Source organism: Vreelandella maris (assembly GCF_013371085.1).
Taxonomy (GTDB): domain Bacteria; phylum Pseudomonadota; class Gammaproteobacteria; order Pseudomonadales; family Halomonadaceae; genus Vreelandella; species Vreelandella maris.
Genome location: NZ_JABWCV010000018.1, coordinates 1 through 21,050, shown reverse-complemented (window position 1 = coordinate 21,050; position 21,050 = coordinate 1). Strand labels below are relative to the sequence as shown.

The following is a 21,050-nucleotide window of genomic DNA, read 5'->3' as shown; positions in this document are numbered from 1 at the left end:
ACGATGCAAAACTATCAAGTAGTTGTGATAGGAGCCGGCCCTGGTGGTTATATGGCTGCCATACGCGCGGCACAGCTTGGGCTAAAGACGGCTATTATCGAGCGCGCTGAGCTAGGAGGGGTGTGCCTTAATTGGGGCTGCTTACCAACGAAGACTCTGCTCCGCTCGACCGAGATCCTGCGCTTAGCCTGTGAGGGCGCTCCATACGGGCTAGTGCTTGATTCAGCACCGCGCTTTGATCTGGCTACCGCAGTCAAACGCTCACGGGACGTCGCTAAACAGCTCAATCGTGGCGTACATGGGCTAATGAAAAAAAACAAAGTAACAGTAATGACCGGCCATGCCCGCCTGCTTGGCAAAGGTAAGGTTGCCGTCGTCGACGCTGGTGCTGAGCAGGAAGTGCAGGCCAAACACATCATCCTTGCCACCGGAGCTCGTGCACGCGCCATCCCTGGTTTCGAGCCAGATAATGAAACTATCTGGACAGCACGCGAGGCGATGGTGCCTAAAACCTTACCAAAGAGCATAACCGTCATAGGTGCTGGCGCTATCGGCGTCGAGTTCGCCAGTTTCTATTCAACGGCGGGTAGTAAGGTAACGATCCTAGAAGCCGCAGAGCGTATTCTCCCACTCGAGGATGCCGAGATATCTGACATGCTGGCTGAGCACCTGCGCAAGCAGGGCATTGAGATCTACACTGGAGCCTATGTGGAGAATCAGAAAACGACAACTTGCGGTGTTAAAGTCAATTTCACGAAAAGCGGCAGCCCCCAGTTCGTCGAATCCGAGAAAGTAATACTAGCCGTGGGCATTACTGGAAACGTCGAAAGCTTGGGCCTAGAGAATACCAAGATCCAAATTGATCGCACGCATATCACCGTTAATGAACACTGCGAGACTGACGAGCCCAATATCTATGCCATCGGTGATATCGCAGGCCCGCCGTGGCTTGCTCACAAAGCCAGTCATGAAGGTGTAATTGTTGCAGAGCTTATCGCTGGTGTAGAAGACGTGCATATTCTTGATCCTAAGTCTGTTCCCAGTTGTACCTATTGCTTCCCTCAAGTTGCTAGCGTCGGGATCACAGAAGCACAGGCGCTAGAACAAGGCTTCGAGGTGAATATTGGGCGCTTCCCGTTTATCGGTAATGGTAAAGCGCTATCGCTCGGCGAGTCTGATGGTATGGTGAAGACCGTCATTGATAAGAAAACCGGGGAACTCCTTGGGGCCCATATGATTGGTCCTGAAGTGACAGAGATGATTAGCACATATGCGTTGGCTCGAACCCTGGAGACTACAGAAGTTGAGTTAATGAGAACGGTGTTCCCACATCCGACTCTTTCTGAGGCTTTACACGAATCAGTATTGGCTGCATACGGGAGGGCGCTTCATATCTAGGAAGCTAAGCAGTGAATGCGTGTACTTGCTGTCGCTATTTCTATTAGCGAAAGTTGCGCTGAGTACGAAATCTTTGAAAAAACGATATAATGCTTCCCCTCAGAGCCTCATGACGAGTAAGAATTAAATCGAGGGTGCTTGGTGGTTAACGGCAATGGCAAGACTAACCCTATCATTGCTCTAACCAAGAGTGTAGTTCTTACTTCGGTGACTTAACCAACACCGGTGAGCACCGCAGTTTAGTAGTAGCTGATAAGTTTGACCCAAGCATACTGCCCAGTAGCGTGCTGCTATTGCATCATGAGTGTCAGCAGCTTATTGATTGGCGTAGCAAAACTCTGCGCAATTCGTTGCGATAACGAGCTTGAGAATCTTAGTAGCAAGCTCACTGAGTGGGCCTAGAAGGGAGATAGTACGCTATCACATATTCAGCCTGGAAAGTCACAACAAAATGCTTATATTAAGCGCTACAATCGCAAGTTGCGTTACAACTGACTGAGCCATTATTTATTCGACACGATCGCCGAACGTTCTGGGCTTGCCAGTGGCTGGTTTTAGGGTTAGAACAATGAATGGCCGAATATAACATTGTGTTGTATGTCCCCCAGGCAGAGGTAAGCTCATGGCTGTTGGTAGCGAACCTCTGCTTGTCAGGTAGGGGACCTGGATTCATAGAATAACCGCAGCACTTCGGATCACCAGGTAGAGGCAGGAGAGCCAGCGCCAGTTGGCTAAGCGGGCGGATTGGGCGAGATCCTGCACCGGGTGGGCATCGAGCAACGGCCTACCGAGGTGTAATACCCGCGCCATATCGGTCATTGGAAGCGCGACACCTTACTCAAGGGTTACAAAGAATGCAGACTAGTGACTCTGGTCGAGAGACGCAGCGAATACCTCCTAGCCGCGCGCCTGCCAACAATCACAGCCTACCGGATCGGCCAAGGCAATGACTCGGTTATTGGCACCATGCCGAGGTGCACTGCAGTCCATTACCTTGTATAACAGACCGGAATTCGCCGAGCCCTGGAAGGTAGCCAAGGCCGTTTCGGCAACGACCTATTTTTGCGACACATACCACTCATGCCAACGTTACACCAATGAAAACACCAAAAGACTGATTCGCCAATATTTCCCGAAAGGGACTGACTTTCGTAAAGGTGAGTGACTCTGCTCTCAGCGAGATCGTTGCCAAGCGAACCATCGACCCAGAAAGCGCTTAGGATATCGGACACTGGAACAGGTGTTCCAGGCGAGTACTCAGTAGTGCTAAAAACCACAGTTGCTACACTTAATGTTTAAACTTAGTTGGTTACTAATCGTTGCGTTATGTTTTTTAGCTTGGTAGCTTCCTGTAATTTTCTCTCTTTAGATATGAGCTAATTCTATATGGTTATCACTTGATAATGGATAAAAAAAGGAAAAAAGTAACGCTAGAGGACGTTGCCAAAAAAGCTAATGTATCTTTGGGAACTGCATCAAAAGCTCTTTCTTCTCCTGAAAAGGTCAAGCCGGCTACACTGGAGAAGGTGCGGAATGCCGTTACCAATATGGGGTATGTACGTAATGGTGTGGCACGTTCGCTGGCTGCTCGAAAAACTTGGCGAATAGCGGTGGTATATCCGACATTGAAAAATCCAATGTTTTCCAACTCCATTGATTCATTACAACAAACTCTGTTGGAAATGGGCTATCAATTGGTCATAGGAAGCCATGAATACAATCAAAAACAAGAAGTTAAAGTCCTTCAGGCATTGGTTGAAAGTAGTGTCGATGGTGTGATTCTGGTAGGTACTGATCATGATGAGGCTGTGTTTCAGATGATAGAAAGATATGACATCCCCTACTTGATGATGTGGTCGACGGATGAGACGAGCTATCCACATACCATCGGTTTCTCAAATCGGCAGGCATCTTATGATATTGCGAAGCACGTTATCGCTAAAGGACATCGAAAGGCGGCTATCTGCGGTGGTCCAGTAGAGGGGAACGAACGCTCTCGGCAACGAAGAGCTGGTGTACTTCAAGCATTTGAAGAAGCGGGCCTTCCTATTAAGCCTGAGTGGGTTATGGAAACACCTTTTTCCCTTGATGGGGGACGGGAGGCGATTAAACAACTGTTACAGATTGGTGAGCTACCGACTGTTCTGATATGTGGTACCGATCTACATGCCATTGGTGCAATGCACCAGTGTCAATTAAGTGGTATTCCTGTTCCCGATAAATTATCAATAACAGGCTTTGATGATATTGAGTTTGCGAGTGCAATGACGCCTGGATTAACTACAGTAAGGGTGCCTATGCATGGCATTGGGGTGGAGGTTGCACGCGCAATTGTAGCTATTATTGATAATGAGGGGGCAGGTGAACCGCTTGAATTGGATACGATGATCGTCGAGCGTGACAGCTTAAAGGCGCTAACAGACGCTGAAACATCGAGTTGCTGCTAAAGTTTAATACCACCATCGTTTTATTATGCTATAAATAAATTAAGAAGCAATTATGAATGAAGCAAAAATGAAGCGCTTCATTTTTTTTAATTCTAATAATGAAGCGCTTCATTTTTTGACTTTCTAAGATTGCGCCGAATGTCAAAAAATCAACGAGGGCGAAAATAGAATGCACGATAACTACATCAATGGGGAGTGGGTCGGAGCTGGCGAAACTAAGCGCAATCTAAACCCTTCCGATACACGTGACGTCGTAGGCGAATATGCTAGTGGTGATGCAGTCCAGGCACGCCAGGCGATTGATGCGGCCAATGATGCCCTTGAAGCCTGGTCAGCGTGGACTTCTGAGGCACGTGCAGATGCACTTGATCGAATCGGTGATCGCATTTTGGCCGACAAGGAGCGCTTGGGTGAGATGCTCGCCCGCGAAGAAGGTAAGGTTCTGGCTGAGTCGATTGGCGAAGTCACTCGAGCAGGTAGAGTATTCAAGTTTTTTGCTGGCGAAGCCATACGCTTCGGCGGCGAATTTATCCCCTCTGTACGTCCCGGTGTTAGCGTCGAAGTGTCGCGCGAACCCGTTGGTGTCGTAGGGATCATTACTCCTTGGAACTTTCCTATCGCGATTCCTGCTTGGAAAATTGCACCAGCTTTAGCTTATGGCAACAGCGTAGTGTTTAAGCCTGCCGATCTGGTGCCTGGTTGTGCTTGGGCGCTGGCTAGCATCATTGATGAAGTCGGTGGACTTCCCAAGGGCGTATTTAATTTAGTGATGGGGCCCGGCTCCAAGGTTGGTAATGCACTGGTCACCTCGCAGAAAGTAAGTGCGATAACTTTCACGGGATCTTCGGCTACTGGCATGAATATAGCTGCAGAGTGTGCTGCCCGAGGTGCTAAGTTTCAACTTGAGATGGGAGGCAAAAATCCATTAGTTGTGCTTGACGATGCCGATCTAGAACTAGCTGTTTCTACGGCTATCAACGGAGCCTTCTTCTCTACTGGCCAGCGATGCACGAGTTCGAGCCGCCTGATCGTTGAGAAAGGAATTCATGACAAATTCGTTGAGCGCATGCGTGAGGCCACGCAGGCGCTAAAGGTCGGGCATGCCCTAAACCCCAAAACAGATATTGGTCCCGTCGCGTCCCAGGCACAGTTAGATCAAGACTTAAGATATATCGATGAAGCCAAACAAGCAGGATGTCGCTTAGAAGCTGGCGGTGAGCAGCTGTCTCTTGAAACACCGGGTTATTATCTGACTCCTGCGCTGTTTTCGCAAACCCGTAACGAGATGCCTATTAATCAAGAAGAAGTTTTTGGACCTGTAGCCACAGTAATAAAGGCCAATGATTATGAACATGCATTAGAGCTAGCTAATGATACTGTTTATGGATTGTCATCCGGTATCTGTACTCAGTCATTGGCCCGTGCGGCGCATTTCAAACGTCATTCCAGCGCGGGCATGGTAATGGTTAATCTTCCCACGGCGGGGGTTGATTATCACGTTCCGTTTGGAGGGCGAAAGGGGTCAAGTTATGGGCCTAGAGAGCAGGGTAGTTATGCTAAGGAGTTTTTTACCAATGTAAAAACAAGTTACACGCTTTCTCAAGGAGTCTAATGTGGAAATTACTGGTAAAACAAAAGTTTGTGCAATAATTGCAGACCCAATTCAACACGTTAAAACGCCACAGGGTATTAATCGTCTCTGTGAGGAAATGGGCAAGGATGCCGTCTTGATTCCAGTTCAAGTGTCTAGTGAAGAACTGATTTCAGTAGTGAATGGCTTCAGGGCTATGAAGAACTTAGCCGGTTTTGTTATCACTGTGCCACACAAGACAACCGTGGCGAAATTATGCGATGAACTCAGCGATGATGCCGCCCGAATGGGAGCAGTTAATGTTATAAGACGCTCTGAAGATGGCAGGCTACATGGTGCCATTCTGGATGGTAAAGGATTTGTGGCTGGTCTTCGCGAAGAGGGAATCGATCCCGAAGGGTATTCTGCTTACTTAGTTGGAGCGGGGGGCGCTGCCAGTGCTATTGCGTACGCACTAGCCGAGGCAGGGGTCAGCCAACTGACATTAGCTAACCGTACCCAGGAAAAAGCAGAGGCTCTTAAAGAGCGCCTTCGAGCAGCTTACCCGAAATTGTCTATTAAAATAGGAACGCGTGACCCTAAAGGGCACGAACTCGTTATCAATGCCACCTCGCTCGGGCTAAAAGAGGGAGATCCGCTTCCGCTGGATGTAGAAGGTCTGACGGAATCACAAATTGTTGCTGACATAATCATGGAACCAAAAGAAACTTCTCTGCTGAAAGTTGCTAAGAGCAAAGGCTGTACCATTCAGTACGGGCTACCAATGCTTAATAATCAGCTGAAGCTCATGGTTGAGACAATGGGGTTATAAACGTGTTGCGATTTCTTGACGAGCAGCAACGGGAAGTTTGGTGCAATGGGTAAATATGATTACGTAATAGTGGGCGGTGGCACAGCGGGATGTATATTGGCAAACCGCTTGACGCAGTGCGGTAAATATAATGTTTTGCTGCTAGAAGCGGGCGGGCCCCCTAAAAGTCCTTGGATAAAAATTCCGGCTGGATTTAGTAAGTTATTGACAAATAAAACTTATAACTGGAGGTTTGAGTCGTTCCCAGAGGTCGTCACTAATAATCGAGTGATATCAATCCCACGTGGTAAGGGATTAGGAGGCTCTACTTTGATCAATGGAATGATCTATGTACGTGGTCAGCCCGATGACTACGACCAGTGGGTAAAGCAAGGTGCTTTAGGCTGGGGGTGGCAAGATGTCGAGTCATACTTCAGGAAGCTTGAAAACTTTACGGAGGGCGGAGCAGCCCGAGGCAAGACGGGGCCAATGTACTTAGAGCGAGTCAAAGAGCGCTTTCCTATTTCAGATGCGTTTTTGAAGGCCGCAGCTGAAGATGGGCAATCGCTTAACGGGGATTACAATGACTCAGACCAGGAAGGCTTCGGTTATTACCAAGTGACTCAGCGCAATGGCCAGCGGTGGAGCGTGGTGGATGGCTATCTGAAGCCGGCGATGACACGTAGTAATCTAAATGTGCTGACTGGCTGTAAAGTTATACGCCTAGAAATTGATGAAGCATGTTGTAATGGCGTTACATACGAGCATGAAGGTAAGCGCAATACGGTAGCGGCTAGCCGTGAAGTAATCTTATGTGGTGGGGCTATACAGAACCCTCAAATTCTTGAGTTGTCTGGCATTGGAAACTCCAATGTATTAAAGAAGGCTGGCATCGAACCCAAAGTTGAATTGGCTGGTGTTGGTGAGAATTACATTGACCACTATGCCACGCGTATGAATTGGCGAGTGCGAAATACTATTACTCTCAATGAAATGTCCCGGGGAGTGCGCCTGGCCAAAGAGGTAATGAAATACTTTACCCGCCGTAAGGGGATATTAACGCTTGGAACTGGATTGGTGCATGGGTTCATTAAAACACGGCCTCAGTTGTCTTCGCCTGATGTTCAGTTTTTCTTTGTGCATGCCAGTTACGCAAATGCCGCTACTCGGGTTCTAGATCAAGAGCCTGGTATGACGATTGGAGTCACTCAATTGCGTCCGACATCCAGAGGAAGTATTCATATAGAGAGCGCTGATCTAAATATGGCGCCTTTAATAAAACCCAATATGCTATCTACGGAAACGGATTGCCAAACGTTGATAGATGGCATGAAAGTGGCACGGAGAATCGTTGAGCAGGCAGCCATGCAGCCCTTTGTGTCTCATGAAATCAATCCCGGTAACGAAATACAGACTGACGCGCAGTGGTTAGAGTTTGCACGTGAAAATGGGCAGACGATTTATCACCCCATAGGTACTTGCAGGATGGGTAACGATGCTGATGCAGTCGTGAGCCCTTCTTTACAAGTAAGAGGGGTAGAAAAGCTGACAATTGCAGACGCCTCAGTGATGCCGTCAATGGTTTCAGGAAACACTCAAGGAGCAGTAATGATGGTGGCTGAAAAGGCTGCTGATCTGATTTGTGCTAGGGCAGAATTAACGTAATGTGTAAGACCGTACTTGCATGTGAAAAAAATTAGTTGAAAGCAATTCTTTTAAATAGAAAATGAAGCGCTTCATCTAGATGGATTTAGATCTTGATCACTAAAATACGTTAATTATTCATGATAATAATGGAGGACTTATGTCCCAAGGTTCCATGAAAAAAAAGATGAAGCAAGTCACGGCGGTTCAACCAGGTGGACCCGAGGTACTTAGAATTGTAGAAGATGATATTCCGGTGCCAGGCCCGCGTGAAATTCTCGTTAAGGTGGCAGGTGCTGGTATCAATCGTCCAGATGTAATGCAACGCATGGGAGGCTATCCGCCCCCGCCTGGTGCTACCGATGTCCTTGGCCTTGAAATCAGTGGGAAGGTAATACAAGCAGGAAATGAGGTGTCTCGCTACACTGCGGGTGATGCTGTGATGGCACTTGTGGCTAGTGGTGGTTATGCCGAATATGCGGTGGTGGACGAGCGGAATGCCTTGCCTGTCCCATCGACAATGTCTTTAGCGCAGGCAGCAGCCGTTCCTGAAACCTTTTTCACCGTATGGACTAATGTATTCCAGCGTGGCGGCCTCAAGGAGGGCGAAACGTTTCTGGTTCACGGCGGCACATCAGGTATTGGTACAACAGCCATACAACTCGCGAAGGCTTTCGGCGCGACCGTGATCGCTACGGCGGGTAGCGAAGAAAAATGCCAGCAGTGCCTCGCACTGGGAGCTTCCCATGCTATCAACTACAAAACTCAAGATTATGTAGAAGAGGTAAAGAAAATTACGAATGATCGTGGTGTCGATTTGATTATTGACATGGTTGGGGGTGATTACCTTAATCGGAATATGGAAGCTGCTGCGGAACATGGCCGTATTGTACAGATCGCCGTCATGAAAGGGCCTGAGGCCTCAATCAATGCTTGGCTTTTGCTGGCCAAGAAGTTGTGGTTAACAGGGTCGACATTGAGAGCTCGTTCTATCGAGGAGAAGCAGAAGATTGCCGAGGAGCTCGAATCTCACGTTATGCCTTTATGGAATGAAGGACACTGCTTACCAGTGATCGATTCCACATTTGCTTTCGGGGATGTGGGTGAAGCACACCGCCGTATGGATGCTGATCATATCGGCAAAATCTTGCTGACTTTTGAATAATAACGGAAGTAATTTTCAGAGGAGAGCAATATGCCAAAAACGATTATTGCAAGAATTCGCTGATGAAAAAGCATTTTTGTCTGCAAATACTATGTGCCTGAGGCGCATGCCTTAATTAAAGATTCTTGGAATACAGTAGCGCTATAAAAATAGTTAATACGCTATATTATTAATAATTAGGAGTATTAGGCCATGAAATATAATCATAAATTGCGTCGTACTGCCATTAGTAGTGTCATTGCTACAGTGGTGCTGGGCAGTATTTCTACCTCTGCAATGGCTGAGGTTAAATTTGGGGCTCTTTATCCTTTAAGTGGTGGGCTCGCCTTGCTTGGTGAAGAAAGCTATCGCGGTCTCGAACTGGCAGTCGATCAGATTAACGAGAATGGCGGCGTACAAGGCGAGACTGTAGTACTTGAAACAGGCGATGCCGTGGACAACAACCAGGCCATTGGTGAAGCACGTCGCCTGATCTCTCAAGAAGATGTTAAGGCGATTTTTGGTACTTATTCCTCTTCACGGTCAATCGCGGCTTCCCAAGTTGCCGAAATGAGCAAAGTACCCTACTTCGAGCTGGGGGCCGTCGCGGATGATGTAACAGAGCGCGGACTGAGCTATGTGTTCCGTACTAACCCTACTGCCTATCACATGGCAGAGACCATTATTGATATGTTGGTCAATAGCATTGCATCCGAACTGGAGGTTGACCCGGCTGAGCTTCGGATTGGTATCATCCATGAAGATTCTAACTACGGGTCGTCAGTCGCGAAGCACCAGCGTACCTTTGCTGAGCAGGAAGGACTCAATATCGTAATGGAGGAACACTATCCGGCATCAATCGTGGATATGTCCTCCATAATACTGTCCCTAAAGAACGAGGAAGTCGATGTCGTCTTGCAAACATCCTACCAGGATGATTCGGTTCTGTTCCTCCGCCAAGCTAATGAGCGCGACTATCAACCTAAGGCAATCATCGGTGGCGGCGGTGGTTACTCAATGACGCCGACAGCTGAAGCAGTGGGTCACGATGTCATTGATGGTGTCTTTGATGTTGATTTTACTCAATATAACGTTAACCCCGATTTTGCGCCTGGTATCGAAGATTTCCAGGCCGCGTATGAAGAAAAATACGAGGAAGCACCTCGCTCGGGCCATTCCTTGATTAACTATGCTGGTGCGCTGGAGCTGCTTCGTGCCATAGACGCGGGTAATGGGTTCTCAGCCGATGAGATCAAGAAAGCCGTGCTGGCAATGGACGTACCAGATGGGGAAACAGCAGCTGGTATGGGTATTAAGATTGGGGAGAACAACCAAAACGAACGCGCCAGTATGATGGGAATGCAGTGGCAGGACGGAGAGTTGGTGACGGTCTATCCCGAAGAGGCCAGCGTAGCTGATATTCGGACGCATCAATAATATTTTGAGGTTACCCAAATGGATTTGCTTTTTAGCTTAGTCATTAATGGGTTAATGCTTGGTAGCCTTTATGCCATGGTCAGCGTCGGCTTGACGCTGATCTTTGGTATAACAAAAGTTATCAACTTTGCCCATGGCGAATTTATGATGATTGGGATGATGTTGACTTACATCATTACAACTTATCTTGGTATTCATCCGTATCTAACACTGGTATTTGTTGTTCCTTTATTGTTCTTATTAGGTATCGTCGTCCAAAAATACCTTATTGAGCCATTAAAAGATTCGGATGAACATATACAGATATTTGCGACGGTTGGTTTATCCATCGCAATGATAAACCTAGTGTTGATGCTTGCTGGCTCTAATAACTTCAATACCCCATCGAGCGGTTTGCGAGAAACGTTAGGCTTGGGCGCCGCCACTGTATTGACTGGGCAAGTTGTTATTATGCTTTGCTCGATCTTCATGGTAGGGGGGCTTCACCTTTTCCTAACGAAAACGCAAATGGGCCGTGCAATCCGCGCGACGGCACAAAACCGAAATGCTGCACAGCTGATGGGCATTAACGTGTCACGTATCAATATGGTGACATTTGGTATCGGTATCGCTTGTGTTGGCATCGCTGCCGTTCTTCTTTCTCCCCTATACCCTGTCAATGCACAAACGGGACAAAGCTTCGTTCTGATTGCTTTCGTCATTGTCGTTATGGGGGGATTAGGAAGCATCGCCGGGGCTTTTTATGCCGCTTTGATTATTGGCCTAGTGGATGCCTTTGCTGGTTTCTACCTAGGTTCATCACTGAAGGATGTGGCTGTATTTGGCATCTTTCTGTTGGTGCTAATCTTCCGTCCTTCAGGGTTGTTCGGCAATGCCAGAAAACTGGCACACGTGTCTTGAGAGGCATTGTGGCATCACCGGAGTAAGTTTCATGAACAATAAGACAGCATCCCTGACATCGGTGAGGGGCACCGGAAGCGTTATACAACAGCTTCTTAACAAAAAAGTACTACTGTTCGTTACGTTAGCCAGTCTGATAGTCATCCCGATCATGGTCGGCGATGATTATATCTACCATATCTTTATTACCATCTGTTTGTTTGCGGGGCTTTCGACCGCCTGGAATATCGTTGGTGGCTATGCGGGTCAGCTCTCCCTAGGACATGCGATCTATTATGGCATTGGGGCTTATACGGGCATGCTGATGCTCAACGCTGGGGTTTCCCCCTGGATCAGCATGTTTGTCGGGGCTGTTCTGGCCGCGGGAGTGGCAGTGGCTATCAGTTACCCCTGCTTTAAACTGCATGGTCCTTTCTATGCTTTAGCGTCCATCGCTTTCCTGGAAGTTTTTCACGTTATTTCACTGAACTGGGTCGGTTTGACCGGTGGTGCTAATGGCGTAATGGTTCCACTAGAGCTTGGTTGGAGCACTATGGTCTTTTCGGAACGGCTGCCTTCTTTGGTAATCGTCTTCGGTTTGATGTCGTTGGTACTAGCCGTTTCCTGGGCAATTCGTCGCAGCAAATTAGGTTTTCAATTGGTGGCGACGCGTGAGCGTGAATCGGCTGCCAGGGGGGCTGCCATCCGGACAGTACATGTTCGTCTTTATGCGGCAGCTATTTCGGCAGGATTGACAGCCATGCTGGGTACCTTTCATGGCTCTTACTTAACGTATATCGAACCTGAATCAGCCTTCAATTTGACGTTTTCTATACAGATCGTTCTGTTTGCTCTCGTGGGTGGGCTAGGCACTGTTTTTGGTCCTCTCTATGGCACGATTCTACTGGTGCCCATCACGGAACTAGCGCGGGGCTGGCTGGGTTCAAGCGCCATTGGGCTTCATGGTTTTGTTTATGGTGTCGTGCTAATTCTGGTTGTACTGTTCATGCCGGACGGCATCATGAGCATCTTCCAGCGCTATTTGCCGACCTCTAAAGGGCGCCACGTAGACGCTCGTGACGAGAAAAGCACCCATCACGTTCCCTTGAATGACGTTAAGAAATCCGAGCGTGCCCCGGTGGGTGAAGTGGTGCTCAAGGTCCAACACCTCGATAAACATTTTGGCGGTTTGCATGTGACCAACGATGTCTCCTTCAATCTGCATAAAGGAGAAGTGCTAGGCATCATCGGCCCCAACGGTGCTGGCAAGACGACCGTCTTTAATATGATTTCTGGCTTCTTGAGTGCTGATTCTGGTTCGGTTGAAGTGCTTGATGAAAACGGCCATTTCATTTCCCCGAAAACGCCAGGAGCCTTTGCTAGAAGTGGGGTTGGTCGGACCTTTCAGATCGTTCAGCCCTTTGCGGCCATGACGGTGGAAGAGAACATTATGGTGGGTGCCTTCTATCGTTTCCGCTCTGTCGAAGAGAGTCGTAAGGTGGCGCGTGAAATTGCCTATGAGCTTGGTCTATCTCGGTTTTTGGATGAGGAAGCTAGAAATCTTCCCATTGGCGGTCTTAAGCGTCTTGAGGTGGCTCGTGTCATGGCAATGCGGCCACGCATCCTACTGTTAGATGAAGTGATGGCGGGGATCAATCCTGCAGATCTTCGTGAAGCCATTGAATTAATTAAAATAATTCGCGATAGCGGTATTAGTATTATTGCCATTGAGCATGTCATGCAAGCCGTCATGGAGCTTTCGGATCGTGTGATCGTTATTAGCTCTGGTGAAATCCTCGCGCAAGGCGAGCCTGAGGAAGTGGTCAAGAACGAGGCGGTTATTGAAGCCTATCTGGGCAAGGAGGTAACCGATGCTTCAACTGAATAATGTGACATCAGGATACGGTGCTACCACGATCCTGCATGATCTGTCCCTAGAGGTAAAAGAGGGGGAAGTCGTTACCATCGTAGGAGGTAACGGTGCTGGTAAAACCACCACCTTGAGAACGGTTTCTGGTTTGATTGAGACTACCTCTGGAAGTATCACTTTCGAGGGGGAAGACATTACTCACTTACCTGCCCATCAGGTGGTTGACCGCGGGATTACGCTGATCCCAGAAGCACGTCAGCTCTTTTCGGAAATGAGTGTGCTCGAAAATATTCAGATGGGTGCCTATCGGACGGCGGCTAAATCCCAGTACAACCAGCGACTTGAGGAAGTACTGACGCTATTTCCCCGTGTGAAGGAGCGCCTTCAGCAGCGAGCAGAATCTTTGTCAGGAGGGGAGCAGCAGATGGTGGCCATTGCCCGCGGCATGATGGCCTGTCCCAAACTGCTGATGTTTGATGAACCCTCCTTAGGCTTAGCGCCGATTGTGGTGTCACAAGTATTTGAGGTGGTTAAGCAGATTGCTAAAAGCGGCACCACGGTACTGATCGTTGAGCAGAACGTGAACCAGACACTTAAGGTCGCGGATAGGGCTTACGTGATTGAGAACGGCAAGATCGTAATGAATGGCCAGGCTCAAGAGCTGATGGGCGATGACCATATTCGAAAGGCATACCTGGGGATTTGAAAGATTTCCTCTAGCGGAAGTAGCAATTTGCCAAGGAGTAATACATGACATCATTCACATTTGGATTTCCTACTACAGTATGCAGTGGCAGGGGGGCAATCTGGAGTCTTTTAGATTCCTTTAAAGATGTTGAAGTCAAGAAGCTCTTGATAGTAACGGATCCGGGTGTCAGGAACGCCGATCTTTTTGCAACTATAATGAAAGTGATGAGTAAAAGTGGTGTTGATTTTTCTGTTTACAGTGATGTAGAGCCCAACCCCAGCACAGATGTGCTTACGGAAGCTGTTAATATTCTGCTTGCAGAGAAGTTCGATGCTGTATTAGGTGTAGGGGGAGGCAGCAGTCTAGATGTAGCTAAGGCAGCAGCAGCCATGGCCACTAACCCTGGTAATGTGCTGGATTATGAGGGAGTGGGTAAACTAAAGAATCCTCCTTTACCATTATTCGCCGTTCCTACTACGGCGGGTACTGGGAGTGAATGTACACCAGCAACAGTTATCACTGATAAAAAGAACCACTTTAAAGTTTCTGTTATCAGCCCATACTTATATCCTAAGTTTGCTATTCTTGATCCTGAACTTGTAGTAGGTCTACCCCCCTCCATTACTGCGGCTACAGGTATGGATGCACTGACACATGGGATAGAGTCCTATGTGTCTAAACAAGCAAACCCTATTAGTAAAGGTTTGGCGATACAATCCATCAGGATGATTTCAGAAAGTCTAGTTTCTAGCTATGAAAATGGGAGTGATCTTTATGCTCGAGAAGAATTACTAATTGCATCCCTCATGTCTGGAATAGCATTTTCTCAATCTAGACTTGGCAATGTCCATGCTATTTCCCATACGTTTGGAGGAATATTTAATATTCCTCATGGTCTTGCTAACGCTACTCTTTTGCCTTATGTCATGAGATATAACCTTAAGGCATGTCCCGATCTGTTTAAGGATATAGCTGTTGCTATGGGGCAGGATGTATCTGGGCTTGATTCTATTGAGGCGGGATATAAAGCCATTAAAGCCGTTTCTGACATGAATGCGTCACTAAATATTCCTTCTGCTACAAAAGAATTAGGTGTGGATTTGCAATATCTAGACAGCATGGTCAATGATTCAATGCGTAGTGGCAATGTTCTTGTGAATCCAAGAGAGACTAGTAGTAACGATATCCGGAATATTATATTGAAATCATATAATGGTGAAACTTCGAACTTATAATTATTATGAGCAGGATTTTACTGCTAAGGAGGTTGCAAACACTATTTTTATGCGAGCTAAAGTGTGTAATATAAAAAATAATTTTTAATTAGAGGTGTGTATGTTGAAAAAAAACAATTTCAAAACTGTGACTCTAGGTAGTCTGGTACTTGCCACAGCAATCGGTGGTTTAGCGACACAAGCTGTGGCTGACGTCAAAATTGGAGCTCTTTATCCATTGAGCGGTGGACTCGCCTTGCTTGGTGAAGAAAGCTATCGCGGTCTCGAACTGGCAGTCGATCAGATTAACGAGAATGGCGGCGTACAAGGCGAGACTGTAGTACTTGAAACAGGTGACGCCGTGGATAACAACCAAGCCATCGGTGAAGCGCGCCGTTTGATCTCTCAAGAAGAGGTAAAGGCCATATTTGGCACTTTTTCTTCTGCTCGTGCTATTGCTGCTAGTCAAGTGGCCCAGCTCAGCCAGGTACCTTATTTTGAACTCGGAGCAGTAGCAGATGATGTAACAGAGCGTGACCTAAGCTACGTCTTTCGTACTAATCCTGCAGCCTCTAATTTTGCTGAAACCATCATTAATATGCTGGTGGAATCGATTGCTCCTGAGCTGGGTATCGCTCCCTCTGAGCTTCGTATCGGGATTATCCATGAGGATTCCAACTATGGTTCGTCGGTAGCCAAGCATCAGCGTACCTTTGCCGAGCAGGAGGGGCTCAATATCGTCATGGAAGAACATTATCCTGCATCAACTGTGGATATGTCTTCTATTGTACTTTCTTTACAAGACAATGAAGTCGATATCGTTCTTCAAACGTCCTATCAGGACGATTCTGTTCTGTTCCTCCGCCAAGCTAATGAGCGAGGTTATCAACCCAAAGCAATTATTGGGGCTGGTGGTGGATACTCGATGACGCCAACAGCTAATGCCGTAGGCCATGAGGTCATTGATGGCGTTTATGATGTAGATTTTACCCAATTTGCGATTAATCCTGATTTTGCTCCTGGTGTTGAAGAGTTTGTAGATGCTTATGTGGAAAGGTTTGGCGAGTCACCTCGGTCCGGACATTCCCTGATGAACTATGTCGGGGGACATGCAATTCTGAGCGAGCTTGATCAAGCCAGTGACTTGTCTGCCACTACGATCCGAGATGCGATGACGGGTATTGATATTCCTGTTGGTACCACTGCTGCCGGTATTGGCATTAAGTTTGGTGAAAACAACCAAAACGAACGCGCCATTATGATGGGAATGCAGTGGCAGGACGGAGAGTTGGTGACGGTCTATCCCGAAGAGGCCAGCGTAGCTGATATTCGGACGCATCAATAATATTTTGAGGTTACCCAAATGGATTTGCTTTTTAGCTTAGTCATTAATGGGTTAATGCTTGGTAGCCTTTATGCCATGGTCAGCGTCGGCTTGACGCTGATCTTTGGTATAACAAAAGTTATCAACTTTGCCCATGGCGAATTTATGATGATTGGGATGATGTTGACTTACATCATTACAACTTATCTTGGTATTCATCCGTATCTAACACTGGTATTTGTTGTTCCTTTATTGTTCTTATTAGGTATCGTCGTCCAAAAATACCTTATTGAGCCATTAAAAGATTCGGATGAACATATACAGATATTTGCGACGGTTGGTTTATCCATCGCAATGATAAACCTAGTGTTGATGCTTGCTGGCTCTAATAACTTCAATACCCCATCGAGCGGTTTGCGAGAAACGTTAGGCTTGGGCGCCGCCACTGTATTGACTGGGCAAGTTGTTATTATGCTTTGCTCGATCTTCATGGTAGGGGGGCTTCACCTTTTCCTAACGAAAACGCAAATGGGCCGTGCAATCCGCGCGACGGCACAAAACCGAAATGCTGCACAGCTGATGGGCATTAACGTGTCACGTATCAATATGGTGACATTTGGTATCGGTATCGCTTGTGTTGGCATCGCTGCCGTTCTTCTTTCTCCCCTATACCCTGTCAATGCACAAACGGGACAAAGCTTCGTTCTGATTGCTTTCGTCATTGTCGTTATGGGGGGATTAGGAAGCATCGCCGGGGCTTTTTATGCCGCTTTGATTATTGGCCTAGTGGATGCCTTTGCTGGTTTCTACCTAGGTTCATCACTGAAGGATGTGGCTGTATTTGGCATCTTTCTGTTGGTGCTAATCTTCCGTCCTTCAGGGTTGTTCGGCAATGCCAGAAAACTGGCACACGTGTCTTGAGAGGCATTGTGGCATCACCGGAGTAAGTTTCATGAACAATAAGACAGCATCCCTGACATCGGTGAGGGGCACCGGAAGCGTTATACAACAGCTTCTTAACAAAAAAGTACTACTGTTCGTTACGTTAGCCAGTCTGATAGTCATCCCGATCATGGTCGGCGATGATTATATCTACCATATCTTTATTACCATCTGTTTGTTTGCGGGGCTTTCGACCGCCTGGAATATCGTTGGTGGCTATGCGGGTCAGCTCTCCCTAGGACATGCGATCTATTATGGCATTGGGGCTTATACGGGCATGCTGATGCTCAACGCTGGGGTTTCCCCCTGGATCAGCATGTTTGTCGGGGCTGTTCTGGCCGCGGGAGTGGCAGTGGCTATCAGTTACCCCTGCTTTAAACTGCATGGTCCTTTCTATGCTTTAGCGTCCATCGCTTTCCTGGAAGTTTTTCACGTTATTTCACTGAACTGGGTCGGTTTGACCGGTGGTGCTAATGGCGTAATGGTTCCACTAGAGCTTGGTTGGAGCACTATGGTCTTTTCGGAACGGCTGCCTTCTTTGGTAATCGTCTTCGGTTTGATGTCGTTGGTACTAGCCGTTTCCTGGGCAATTCGTCGCAGCAAATTAGGTTTTCAATTGGTGGCGACGCGTGAGCGTGAATCGGCTGCCAGGGGGGCTGCCATCCGGACAGTACATGTTCGTCTTTATGCGGCAGCTATTTCGGCAGGATTGACAGCCATGCTGGGTACCTTTCATGGCTCTTACTTAACGTATATCGAACCTGAATCAGCCTTCAATTTGACGTTTTCTATACAGATCGTTCTGTTTGCTCTCGTGGGTGGGCTAGGCACTGTTTTTGGTCCTCTCTATGGCACGATTCTACTGGTGCCCATCACGGAACTAGCGCGGGGCTGGCTGGGTTCAAGCGCCATTGGGCTTCATGGTTTTGTTTATGGTGTCGTGCTAATTCTGGTTGTACTGTTCATGCCGGACGGCATCATGAGCATCTTCCAGCGCTATTTGCCGACCTCTAAAGGGCGCCACGTAGACGCTCGTGACGAGAAAAGCACCCATCACGTTCCCTTGAATGACGTTAAGAAATCCGAGCGTGCCCCGGTGGGTGAAGTGGTGCTCAAGGTCCAACACCTCGATAAACATTTTGGCGGTTTGCATGTGACCAACGATGTCTCCTTCAATCTGCATAAAGGAGAAGTGCTAGGCATCATCGGCCCCAACGGTGCTGGCAAGACGACCGTCTTTAATATGATTTCTGGCTTCTTGAGTGCTGATTCTGGTTCGGTTGAAGTGCTTGATGAAAACGGCCATTTCATTTCCCCGAAAACGCCAGGAGCCTTTGCTAGAAGTGGGGTTGGTCGGACCTTTCAGATCGTTCAGCCCTTTGCGGCCATGACGGTGGAAGAGAACATTATGGTGGGTGCCTTCTATCGTTTCCGCTCTGTCGAAGAGAGTCGTAAGGTGGCGCGTGAAATTGCCTATGAGCTTGGTCTATCTCGGTTTTTGGATGAGGAAGCTAGAAATCTTCCCATTGGCGGTCTTAAGCGTCTTGAGGTGGCTCGTGTCATGGCAATGCGGCCACGCATCCTACTGTTAGATGAAGTGATGGCGGGGATCAATCCTGCAGATCTTCGTGAAGCCATTGAATTAATTAAAATAATTCGCGATAGCGGTATTAGTATTATTGCCATTGAGCATGTCATGCAAGCCGTCATGGAGCTTTCGGATCGTGTGATCGTTATTAGCTCTGGTGAAATCCTCGCGCAAGGCGAGCCTGAGGAAGTGGTCAAGAACGAGGCGGTTATTGAAGCCTATCTGGGCAAGGAGGTAACCGATGCTTCAACTGAATAATGTGACATCAGGATACGGTGCTACCACGATCCTGCATGATCTGTCCCTAGAGGTAAAAGAGGGGGAAGTCGTTACCATCGTAGGAGGTAACGGTGCTGGTAAAACCACCACCTTGAGAACGGTTTCTGGTTTGATTGAGACTACCTCTGGAAGTATCACTTTCGAGGGGGAAGACATTACTCACTTACCTGCCCATCAGGTGGTTGACCGCGGGATTACGCTGATCCCAGAAGCACGTCAGCTCTTTTCGGAAATGAGTGTGCTCGAAAATATTCAGATGGGTGCCTATCGGACGGCGGCTAAATCCCAGTACAACCAGCGACTTGAGGAAGTACTGACGCTATTTCCCCGTGTGAAGGAGCGCCTTCAGCAGCGAGCAGAATCTTTGTCAGGAGGGGAGCAGCAGATGGTGGCCATTGCCCGCGGCATGATGGCCTGTCCCAAACTGCTGATGTTTGATGAACCCTCCTTAGGCTTAGCGCCGATTGTGGTGTCACAAGTATTTGAGGTGGTTAAGCAGATTGCTAAAAGCGGCACCACGGTACTGATCGTTGAGCAGAACGTGAACCAGACACTTAAGGTCGCGGATAGGGCTTACGTGATTGAGAACGGCAAGATCGTAATGAATGGCCAGGCTCAAGAGCTGATGGGCGATGACCATATTCGAAAAGCATACCTGGGGATTTAATTTATGACTCTTGATACTTCTTCACGCTATCGTCCTAGCCATGCTGGTCGACATGTTATCGTCACTGGTGGAGGTGCCGGTATTGGCAGGGCAATCGCCCTGGGCTTTGCATCACGGGGTGCTAACGTATCTGTCATAGATTGGTCAGCAACCAGTGCCCAAGAGGTTTGTGATGCTATCAGGTTAATGGAAAGGGGAAATGCTTTCGCGCTTGCGTGCGATGTTTCTGATTACGCTGCAGTTGAACGTGGTGTGAGAGAGGCAGAAGCTTACTTTGGTGCTTCCGTCGATACCGTGATCAATAACGCAGGGATATCTCCGAAACATGAAGGCCTTCCTTCCTCTATATGCGATATGGCCCCGGAAGAATGGAATCATGTAGTGGGCATTAATTTGACCGGGGCTTTCAATACCATCCGAGCCGTTGGAGAAGGTATGCGTCGAGGCCGGTGTGGCTATATCGTCAATATGTCTTCTGTCGCCGGTAAGACGTATTCACCGGTAGTAGCGTGCCATTATGCTGCAACTAAGTCGGCAATTATCGGTTTTACCAAGCATTTAGCTGCAGAGTTGGGGCCGCATGGCATCCGTGTGAATGCGATTGCGCCTGGTCGGATTGAAACGCCTATGGTTCTAGCCGTGAATAGCGTTATCAATGATGAGCAAGTGCGATTGACACCTTTAGGGCGGCTGGGAAAACCGGCCGAAGTAGCGGATTTAGCACTCTATCTGACATCGGATGAGTCTACCTTTATCACTGGCCAAACTATCGACGTAGCCGGTGGGCTTTACATGACGTAATGACTCTCTTTCGATGACATTGTGCAAGCTGCTGCAACGTCTTGTTTTCTCTTGCCCAGCTTTAGGCTGGGCTTTTTTCTTTGAGATACCATGATCGCAAGATTAGATACGGCCACGGCTAACCCGGTTATAACTCTCGCTGCTCCCTATCTGAGCTTCCTGGAGGCACTTAAATCTGCTGGATTTGAAGGCGAAATCGCGCCCGATTACGCCAACCGTACGGTGTTGGCGACGGATAACTCGATTTACCAGCGCCTGCCCCAGGCGGCGGTCTACCCCAAGCATGCCGAAGACCTTGAACGCCTGACCCGACTAGCCGCGCAAACCTCCCACCGGGGCATTGTATT

General features: G+C 48.0%; 17 protein-coding genes and 2 pseudogenes. All 19 read left to right on the top strand.

All coding sequences use genetic code 11. The annotated features are described in order from the left end of the window. Positions 1–3 precede the first annotated feature (3 nt). Entirely contained in the window at positions 4–1,398 is a 1,395-nt protein-coding gene (gene lpdA / locus HUO07_RS15075; protein ID WP_176304231.1) for a dihydrolipoyl dehydrogenase, read from the top strand. A gap of 423 nt (positions 1,399–1,821) precedes the next feature. Then, positions 1,822–1,893: pseudogene (locus HUO07_RS22255) on the top strand (hypothetical protein); the annotation flags it as partial. 240 nt (positions 1,894–2,133) lie between these two features. Continuing rightward, positions 2,134–2,697 (top strand): annotated as a pseudogene (locus HUO07_RS22250) (IS30 family transposase); the annotation flags it as partial. A 104-nt stretch (positions 2,698–2,801) separates the two neighbouring features. Continuing rightward, positions 2,802–3,845: a LacI family DNA-binding transcriptional regulator gene (locus tag HUO07_RS15060; protein ID WP_113271288.1), complete on the top strand. Its 1,044-nt coding sequence runs from the start codon at positions 2,802–2,804 to the stop codon at positions 3,843–3,845. A gap of 169 nt (positions 3,846–4,014) precedes the next feature. Beyond that, a complete protein-coding gene (locus tag HUO07_RS15055; RefSeq protein ID WP_176304230.1) occupies positions 4,015–5,457 on the top strand; it encodes an aldehyde dehydrogenase family protein in 1,443 nt (480 codons plus the stop codon). A 1-nt stretch (position 5,458) separates the two neighbouring features. Then, positions 5,459–6,247, top strand: coding sequence for a shikimate dehydrogenase (locus HUO07_RS15050; protein WP_176304229.1), 789 nt, complete (start codon positions 5,459–5,461; stop codon positions 6,245–6,247). A gap of 45 nt (positions 6,248–6,292) precedes the next feature. Continuing rightward, positions 6,293–7,891 (top strand): GMC family oxidoreductase, encoded by a 1,599-nt coding sequence (locus tag HUO07_RS15045; RefSeq protein ID WP_176304228.1) that lies wholly within the window; start codon positions 6,293–6,295, stop codon positions 7,889–7,891. A 139-nt stretch (positions 7,892–8,030) separates the two neighbouring features. Next, positions 8,031–9,035: an NAD(P)H-quinone oxidoreductase gene (locus tag HUO07_RS15040; protein WP_217908917.1), complete on the top strand. Its 1,005-nt coding sequence runs from the start codon at positions 8,031–8,033 to the stop codon at positions 9,033–9,035. A gap of 192 nt (positions 9,036–9,227) precedes the next feature. After that, on the top strand, positions 9,228–10,451 hold the full coding sequence (locus HUO07_RS15035; protein WP_113271292.1) for an ABC transporter substrate-binding protein: 1,224 nt from the start codon (positions 9,228–9,230) through the stop codon (positions 10,449–10,451). 18 nt (positions 10,452–10,469) lie between these two features. Further along, positions 10,470–11,351, top strand: coding sequence for a branched-chain amino acid ABC transporter permease (locus HUO07_RS15030; protein WP_113271313.1), 882 nt, complete (start codon positions 10,470–10,472; stop codon positions 11,349–11,351). A 31-nt stretch (positions 11,352–11,382) separates the two neighbouring features. Next, positions 11,383–13,218, top strand: a complete 1,836-nt coding sequence (locus HUO07_RS15025) for a branched-chain amino acid ABC transporter ATP-binding protein/permease (protein ID WP_176304227.1) — start codon at positions 11,383–11,385, stop codon at positions 13,216–13,218. Further along, positions 13,202–13,906 (top strand): ABC transporter ATP-binding protein, encoded by a 705-nt coding sequence (locus HUO07_RS15020; RefSeq protein WP_176304226.1) that lies wholly within the window; start codon positions 13,202–13,204, stop codon positions 13,904–13,906. The genes HUO07_RS15025 and HUO07_RS15020 overlap by 17 nt, the downstream gene beginning before the upstream one ends. Positions 13,907–13,950: 44 nt before the next feature. Continuing rightward, positions 13,951–15,123 (top strand): iron-containing alcohol dehydrogenase, encoded by a 1,173-nt coding sequence (locus HUO07_RS15015; protein WP_113271317.1) that lies wholly within the window; start codon positions 13,951–13,953, stop codon positions 15,121–15,123. A gap of 100 nt (positions 15,124–15,223) precedes the next feature. Then, positions 15,224–16,447, top strand: a complete 1,224-nt coding sequence (locus HUO07_RS15010) for an ABC transporter substrate-binding protein (RefSeq protein WP_113271318.1) — start codon at positions 15,224–15,226, stop codon at positions 16,445–16,447. Positions 16,448–16,465: 18 nt separating this feature from the next. Beyond that, positions 16,466–17,347: a branched-chain amino acid ABC transporter permease gene (locus HUO07_RS15005; RefSeq protein ID WP_113271313.1), complete on the top strand. Its 882-nt coding sequence runs from the start codon at positions 16,466–16,468 to the stop codon at positions 17,345–17,347. A 31-nt stretch (positions 17,348–17,378) separates the two neighbouring features. Further along, the gene (locus HUO07_RS15000) at positions 17,379–19,214 is read left to right on the top strand and encodes a branched-chain amino acid ABC transporter ATP-binding protein/permease (protein WP_176304227.1); all 1,836 of its coding nucleotides are present in this window, start codon (positions 17,379–17,381) and stop codon (positions 19,212–19,214) included. After that, complete coding sequence (locus HUO07_RS14995) at positions 19,198–19,902, top strand: ABC transporter ATP-binding protein (RefSeq protein ID WP_176304226.1); 705 nt, start codon at positions 19,198–19,200, stop codon at positions 19,900–19,902. Before HUO07_RS15000 ends, HUO07_RS14995 begins: the two co-directional genes overlap by 17 nt. Positions 19,903–19,905: 3 nt before the next feature. Further along, positions 19,906–20,703, top strand: coding sequence for a 3-oxoacyl-ACP reductase FabG (fabG, locus tag HUO07_RS14990; protein ID WP_176304225.1), 798 nt, complete (start codon positions 19,906–19,908; stop codon positions 20,701–20,703). A 90-nt stretch (positions 20,704–20,793) separates the two neighbouring features. Next, positions 20,794–21,050 (top strand): FAD-binding oxidoreductase (locus HUO07_RS14985; RefSeq protein ID WP_176304224.1); only part of this gene is annotated, 257 nt, incomplete at its 3' end.

Bases quoted from the DNA above. Each gene is read 5' to 3' on its own strand.
- lpdA (WP_176304231.1), top strand. From the start codon at position 4: ATGCAAAACTATCAAGTAGTTGTGATAGGAGCCGGCCCTGGTGGTTAT.
- HUO07_RS15060 (WP_113271288.1), top strand. From the start codon at position 2,802: ATGGATAAAAAAAGGAAAAAAGTAACGCTAGAGGACGTTGCCAAAAAA.
- HUO07_RS15055 (WP_176304230.1), top strand. From the start codon at position 4,015: ATGCACGATAACTACATCAATGGGGAGTGGGTCGGAGCTGGCGAAACT.
- HUO07_RS15045 (WP_176304228.1), top strand. From the start codon at position 6,293: ATGGGTAAATATGATTACGTAATAGTGGGCGGTGGCACAGCGGGATGT.
- HUO07_RS15040 (WP_217908917.1), top strand. From the start codon at position 8,031: ATGTCCCAAGGTTCCATGAAAAAAAAGATGAAGCAAGTCACGGCGGTT.
- HUO07_RS15035 (WP_113271292.1), top strand. From the start codon at position 9,228: ATGAAATATAATCATAAATTGCGTCGTACTGCCATTAGTAGTGTCATT.
- HUO07_RS15030 (WP_113271313.1), top strand. From the start codon at position 10,470: ATGGATTTGCTTTTTAGCTTAGTCATTAATGGGTTAATGCTTGGTAGC.
- HUO07_RS15025 (WP_176304227.1), top strand. From the start codon at position 11,383: ATGAACAATAAGACAGCATCCCTGACATCGGTGAGGGGCACCGGAAGC.
- HUO07_RS15020 (WP_176304226.1), top strand. From the start codon at position 13,202: ATGCTTCAACTGAATAATGTGACATCAGGATACGGTGCTACCACGATC.
- HUO07_RS15015 (WP_113271317.1), top strand. From the start codon at position 13,951: ATGACATCATTCACATTTGGATTTCCTACTACAGTATGCAGTGGCAGG.
- HUO07_RS15010 (WP_113271318.1), top strand. From the start codon at position 15,224: ATGTTGAAAAAAAACAATTTCAAAACTGTGACTCTAGGTAGTCTGGTA.
- HUO07_RS15005 (WP_113271313.1), top strand. From the start codon at position 16,466: ATGGATTTGCTTTTTAGCTTAGTCATTAATGGGTTAATGCTTGGTAGC.
- HUO07_RS15000 (WP_176304227.1), top strand. From the start codon at position 17,379: ATGAACAATAAGACAGCATCCCTGACATCGGTGAGGGGCACCGGAAGC.
- HUO07_RS14995 (WP_176304226.1), top strand. From the start codon at position 19,198: ATGCTTCAACTGAATAATGTGACATCAGGATACGGTGCTACCACGATC.
- fabG (WP_176304225.1), top strand. From the start codon at position 19,906: ATGACTCTTGATACTTCTTCACGCTATCGTCCTAGCCATGCTGGTCGA.